The sequence below is a fragment of the Kitasatospora sp. MY 5-36 genome (assembly GCF_001182915.1).
GTDB lineage: Bacteria > Actinomycetota > Actinomycetes > Streptomycetales > Streptomycetaceae > Kitasatospora.
Genome location: NZ_LFVW01000655.1, coordinates 1 through 6,341 on the forward strand (window position 1 = coordinate 1; position 6,341 = coordinate 6,341).

Annotated in this window: 4 protein-coding genes; all 4 read left to right on the forward strand. The window is 73.4% G+C overall.

What is annotated here, in order from left to right:
- The first annotated feature begins 250 nt into the window (after positions 1-250).
- The gene (locus AE652_RS32850) at positions 251-1,582 is read left to right on the forward strand and encodes an FtsW/RodA/SpoVE family cell cycle protein (protein ID WP_049658245.1); all 1,332 of its coding nucleotides are present in this window, start codon (positions 251-253) and stop codon (positions 1,580-1,582) included.
- Entirely contained in the window at positions 1,582-3,090 is a 1,509-nt protein-coding gene (locus tag AE652_RS32855; RefSeq protein WP_082346127.1) for a penicillin-binding transpeptidase domain-containing protein, read from the forward strand. The genes AE652_RS32850 and AE652_RS32855 overlap by 1 nt, the downstream gene beginning before the upstream one ends.
- Before the next feature lie 178 nt (positions 3,091-3,268).
- On the forward strand, positions 3,269-4,828 hold the full coding sequence (locus AE652_RS32860) for an amino acid permease (RefSeq protein ID WP_082346128.1): 1,560 nt from the start codon (positions 3,269-3,271) through the stop codon (positions 4,826-4,828).
- A 128-nt stretch (positions 4,829-4,956) separates the two neighbouring features.
- On the forward strand, positions 4,957-6,341 hold a 1,385-nt coding region (locus tag AE652_RS32865), incomplete at its 3' end, for a glycosyltransferase family 87 protein (RefSeq protein WP_053112391.1).

Consider the following 6,341-nt stretch of genomic DNA (forward strand, 5'->3'; position numbering starts at 1 on the left):
CGCCGTCCTGCTGGCGGCGGTCGGCGCGGGGGTGGCGGCGCTGGCCGGGCGGCGGCCGGAGTGAGGGCCGGGGGCGGATCGGCGGGCCCGGGCGATTCGGGCATCGGCGGACACACCGTGGCGGAGTGTCAAAAATACGGATAGCACTCGTTAGGGTGACGAACCGGGACACGGGCGCCGCCGCACCGGCGCCCGGACCCTCCCCGCTAGACCGCGACCCCCAGGACGGTCCGTGGCGACACCCTCCGCCGTGCCGAGATCCGCCGCCGGGCCGAGCCGGCCGGTGCCGACCAGGCGCACCACCGAGCTCGTCCTGGTGGTCGGCGCCGTCCTGATCGCCGTGTTCGGCTACGTCGAGGTCGGCGTCAACCTGGACGGCCACGTCCCGGCCGACGCGGCCGAGTACGGCGCCGCGCTGGGCGTGCTCGCCCTGGCGGCGCACGCCGTGGTCCGGTGGCGGGCCCGGTACGCGGACCCGCTGCTGCTGCCGATCGGGGTGCTGCTGAACGGGATCGGGCTGGTGGTGATCTACCGGCTCGACCGGGCCACCCCGGGGCGCGGCGCCGCCTCCACCCAACTGCTCTGGTCGGCGCTGGGGGTGGCGCTGTTCATCGCGGTGGTGCTGCTGGTGCGCGACCACCGGCGGCTGCGGCGCTACGCGTACGTCGGGGCGCTGGTGGCGCTGGTCCTGCTGGTGCTGCCGATCTTCTTCCCGCCGGTGTACGGCTCCCGGATCTGGGTCGTGGTCGGGCCGCTCTCCTTCCAGCCGGGGGAGTTCGCCAAGATCCTGCTGGCGGTCTTCTTCGCCGCGTACCTGGCGGTGCACCGGGACGCGCTGGCGCTGACCGGCCGCCGGGTCTGGCGCTGGCAGCTGCCGCGCGGGCGGGTGCTCGGGCCGGTGCTGCTGATCTGGGCGGCGTTCGTCGGCGTCCTGGTGCTGGAGACCGACCTCGGCACCTCGCTGCTGTTCTTCGGCCTGTTCGTGGTGATGCTCTACGTGGCGACCGCGCGCACCGGCTGGATCGCGATCGGCCTGGGCCTGGCCGCCGTCGGGGCGGTGACGGTGGGCTGGCTCTCGCCGCACGTGCACAGCCGGGTCGCGGACTGGCTGGACCCGCTGGGCTCGATCGAGGCGGGCCGGGGCGCCAACCAGATCGCCCAGTCGCTGTTCGCCTTCGCCTGGGGCGGCGAGCTGGGCACCGGGCTCGGCAACGGGCACTCGGTGCTGATCGGCTTCGCCGCCAAGTCGGACTTCATCCTCGCCACGATCGGCGAGGAGCTCGGGCTGACCGGGCTGACCGCGGTGTTCCTGCTGTACGCGGCGCTGGTCTCGCGGGGCTTCCGGACCGGCATCGCGCTGCGCGACCCGTTCGGGCGGCTGCTGGCGATCGGGCTGGCCGCGATCGTCGGCCTCCAGGTGTTCGTGGTGGCGGGCGGGGTGCTCGCGCTGATCCCGCTGACCGGGATGACCATGCCGTTCATCGCCCAGGGCGGCTCCTCGGTGGTCACCAACTGGATCATCGTCGCGCTGCTCGTGCGGATGAGCGACGACGCCCGCCGGCCCGTGACCGGGGAGGTCTGATGGCGCGCGTCCGGGCCAGGGGCAACGGCCCGCAGGGGCTGCCCGGCATCTCGGTCACCGGGCGCCGGGCGGGCACCTTCTGCCTGCTGCTGGTCGCGGCGCTCTGCGTGCAGGCCACCCGGGTGCAGGTGTTCCAGGCGCAGGACCTCGACCGCAACAGCGCCAACCAGCGGCTCACCGTCGAGCGGTACGCCCAGCCGCGCGGCGACATCCTGGTCGGCCCGGACCCGGTGACCGGCTCCGAGCCGACCGGCGGCCGGTACGCGTACAAGCGCGGCTACACCGACGGCCCGACCTACGCGGCGGTCACCGGCTTCGCCTCGCAGGCGTACGGCACCACCCAGCTGGAGGGGACCGAGGACGAGCTGCTGACCGGCACCGACGGCCGGCTGGCGGGCTGGTCGGTCTGGGACGCGGTCTCGCGCCGGCAGAACCCCGGCGGGGACGTCCACACCACGCTGAACCGGGCCGCCCAGCAGGCCGCGATGCGCGGGCTCGGCGACCAGAAGGGCGCGGTCGCCGCGATCGAGCCGGCCACCGGGCGGATCCTGGCGCTGGCCAGCACGCCCTCGTACGACCCGGGCTCCTTCGCCGGGTACGGCGCCGACGACCAGGAGGCCTGGAACCGGCTGCAGGCCGACGCCGACCAGCCGATGCTCAACCGGGCGCTGCGCCAGACCTACCCGCCGGGCTCGACCTTCAAGGTGGTCACCGCCGCGGCCGCGCTGGCGGCCGGGGTGGTCACCGACCCGGCCGCGCCGACCGGGGCGCCCTTCCCGTACGTGCTGCCCGGCACGACCACGCCGCTGGTCAACGACACCCCGGCCTGCGACCGGGCCGACCTGTCGCTGGCCGCCGCGATGACCGCCAGCTGCAACAGCGTGCTCGGCTACCTGGGGGTGCGGACCGGGCTGGACCGGATGGCCGAGATGGCCGGGAACCTCGGCTTCAACGACGCGAGGCTGGACGTCCCGGTGCGGGCGGCGAGGTCGAACTTCGACACCCGGATGGACGAGTCGCAGCTGGCGCTCTCCTCGATCGGGCAGTTCGACACGGCGGCCACCCCGCTGACGATGGCGATGGTCGCGGCCGGGGTGGCCAACGACGGGACGGTGATGCGGCCACAGCTCGTGGACCGGCTGACCAGGAGCGACGGCACCACGGTGCAGCTGATGAAGCCGGCCGTGTACCGGCGGGCGATGACCCCGGCGGTGGCCGGGCAGGTGCGCGGGCTGATGACCGGCGTGGTGGAGAACGGCACCGGCGGCAACGCCCGGATCGCCGGGGCGGTGGTCGGCGGCAAGACCGGGACGGCCCAGCACGGGGTGGGCAACAGCGGGACGCCGTACGCCTGGTTCATCGCCTGGGCGGCGCCGGCCGGTTCGGACGCGGTGCCGCCGGTGGCGGTCGCCGTGGTGGTCGAGGACAGCGGGGCCACGGACGTCACGGGTGGCGCGCTGGCGGCGCCGATCGCCCGGTCGGTGATGCGGGCGGTGCTCGGCGGATGATCTCCGCAGGTGCGCTGAGCTGCTGCTTTAGCGACCGGGCGGAGGATGCGCCGTTTACGAAGTGTCCGGTTTGTACATCGATATGCGCCGATTCGTACAATGCGCTGGTTGGGACTGTTCGTTTGCGACACTGGTGCTTTCGCGGGGTACTGTCCCATGTTTGTTCGGTTGGTCCCCGATGACACCCCCTGGCACGTCGGGTGACCGACTGCAAGGACACCCTCCCCCGCCCAGAAGGACCGTGGTTTTGGCCAGCAACACCATCGGTGCGCGTCTGCTGCGACGCAAGCCCGTCTCGACACTGATCGCCGAGACCGAAGGCGAGTACGTCCTCCCGGCCGGCGCACCCGAGGAGGGCGGGCGTTCCGGCATCCACCTGCGCCGCTCGATCGGCCTGTGGCAGCTGTCCTCGATCGGCATCGGCGCGACCATCGGCACCGGCATCTTCTTCGTGCTGAACACCGCGGTGCCCTCGGCCGGCCCGGCCGTCATCCTGTCCTTCGTGATCGCCGCGGTCACCGCCGGGCTCACCGCGCTCTGCTACGCCGAGATGGCCTCCGCGATCCCGGTCTCCGGCTCCTCGTACTCCTACGCCTACGCCACCCTCGGCGAGGGCGTCGCCTTCGCCGTCGGCATCTGCCTGCTGATGGAGTACGGCGTCTCCGCCTCCGCGATCGCGGTGACCTGGGCCGAGTACCTGAACAAGTTCCTCGACCTGACCTTCGGGGTCACGATCCCCGAGCAGCTCTCCGGGGCGCCGGACAGCGGCCACTGGTTCAACCTGCCGGCGCTGTTGCTGGTCTTCATGGTCTGCTTCCTGCTGATCCGCGGCGTCAGCGAGTCGGTCAAGGTCAACGCGGTGATGGTCGCGATCAAGATCGCGATCCTGCTGATGTTCATCGGCATCGCGCTCACCGGCTTCCACTCCGGCAACCTGACCCCGTTCATGCCGCTCGGCATCAGCGGCGTGCAGATCGCCGCGTCCAGCATCTTCTTCTCCTTCATCGGCCTGGACGCCGTGTCCACCGCCGGTGAGGAGGTCAAGAACCCGCGCCGCACCCTGCCGCTGGCGATCATCATCTCGCTGGTCGTGGTGACCCTGCTCTACATCCTGGTCGCGCTGGCCGGCATCGGCGCCCAGCCGTGGACCAAGTTCGACGGCCAGGAGGCCGGCCTCGCCCAGATCCTCCAGGACATCACCGGCCAGAGCTGGCCCGCGATCGTCTTCGCGATCGGCGCGATCGTCTCGATCTTCAGCATCACCCTCGTGGTGATCTACGGCCAGACCCGCATCCTGTACTCGATGGGCCGCGACGGCATGCTGCCCAAGCGCTTCGCCAAGCTCTCCCCGCGCAGCGGCACCCCGGTCTGGAACACCGTCGTGGTGGGCCTCGGCGTCGGCGCGCTGGCCGCGTTCATCCCGCTGCGGGTCCTGGCCGACATCACCAGCCTCGGGACGCTCATCGCCTTCTCGGTGGTCTCGATCGGCGTGATCGTGCTGCGCCGCACCCAGCCCGACCTCCCGCGCGGCTTCAAGGTGCCCGGCTACCCCGTCGTCCCGCTGATCAGCGTCGGCTTCTGCGTCTACCTGATCACCGGCCTGCACGCCGACACCTTCCGGGCCGGGGCGATCGCCCTCGTCGTCGCCGTGGTCGTCTACTTCGGCTACAGCATCAAGCACTCCCGGCTGGAGCAGGCCGAGCCGCAGTCCGCGCCCTCGGACAGCGCCGCCGGCTGACCCGGAGGCAAACCCCGTGTGAAGGGCCGCCGACCGCCACCGCGTCCGGCGGCCCTTTTCACGCCAACGCCCGTCCGGTGTCCGACACCATGGCGACAGGGCCCGGCTCCCACCCATAACCTTCCACCATGGTGAGCACCCGCACGCCCGGCTACCCCCGCCCGCGCGGCCGCTTCACCGGCCGCGGCGGAACGCCGGCCCAGACCTCCACGACCGAGGCGCCGGCCAGGCCACGACGGCCGCAGCGCGGCCTCTCCGTCCGGCCCTTCCCCCGCCAGCGCGGCGAGAGCACGTTTCCGCCCACGCCCGCCCGGCTGAACACCGCCCGGCTGGCCGGGCTCGCCTCGACACGGACCGTCCACCTGCTCGGCTGCCTCGTCGCGGCCGGCTGGGCCGCCGCCTTCCCGCTCGTCTCCGACCTGCCCAACCAGCGGCAGTGGGGCCTGATCGCGGCCCCCGGCTACGTGCTGGCCGGAGTGCTCTGCCTGACCCTGCCGCGCCGCTTCGCGGCCAAGGCGGCCGCCTCGGTCGCCCTGGTCGGGGCCGTCCTGGTGCCGCTCGGGCTGCTCGCCCTGCAGGGCCGCCACCAGTCCGAGGTCATGGTGGTCGAACGCTCGGCCCACCTGCTGCTCACCACCGGCACCGCGTACCTGCCGCACCCGGCGGTGGTCACCGACTACAACCCGTACCTGCCGGCGATGTCCCTGTTCGGGATGCCGCGCCAGCTGTTCGGCGACTCCACCGCCGTCGCGCGGGTCGCCGGGGACGCCCGGATCTGGTTCGCGCTGACCTTCTTCGTCTGCATGCTGGCCGCCTGGCGGCTGCTGCGGCCCGCCCGCCCCGGCGGCGGCGACGGGCGAGCGCCGCTGCTGCCGCTGGCCGTCCTCACCGCCTCGCCGCTGATCGCGCTCGCCCTGGTGGTCGGCGGGGTGGACCTGCCGCTGATCGGCGTCTGCTGCCTGGCCATGGCGCTCGCCGAGCGGGACCGCACGGTCGCCGCCGGGCTGGTGCTCGCCCTCGCCTGCACCCTGAAGTGGACGGCCTGGCCCGCGCTGCCGGTGGCCGTCCTGCTGCTCTGGCGGCTGTACGGCCGGCGCCCGGCGGCCCGGACCGCGCTGATCGGGGTCGGGGTGAGCGTGCTGGTGATCCTGCCCTCCGCGCTGACCCAGGCCGACGCGCTGCGCGAACAGGTGGTGCGCTTCCCGCTCGGGATGACGGCGATCCGCACCCCGGCGGGCAGCCCGCTGCCCGGCAAGGTGCTGGCCGGCTTCGGGCCGACCGGGCACGCGATCTCGCTGGCGCTGATGACCGTGGCCCTGGTCGCGGTGGCGATCTGGCTGCTGGCCCGGCCGCCGGTCTCCGCGATCGCCGCGGCCGACCTGCTGGCCGCCGGGCTCGCGATCGCCTTCATGCTGGCCCCGGCCGGGCGGTTCGGGTACCTGGCGCTGCCGGCGGTGCTGGTGATCTGGCCCCGGCTGGCGGCCCGGCGCTGGAGCAGCCGGCGCCCGGTCCC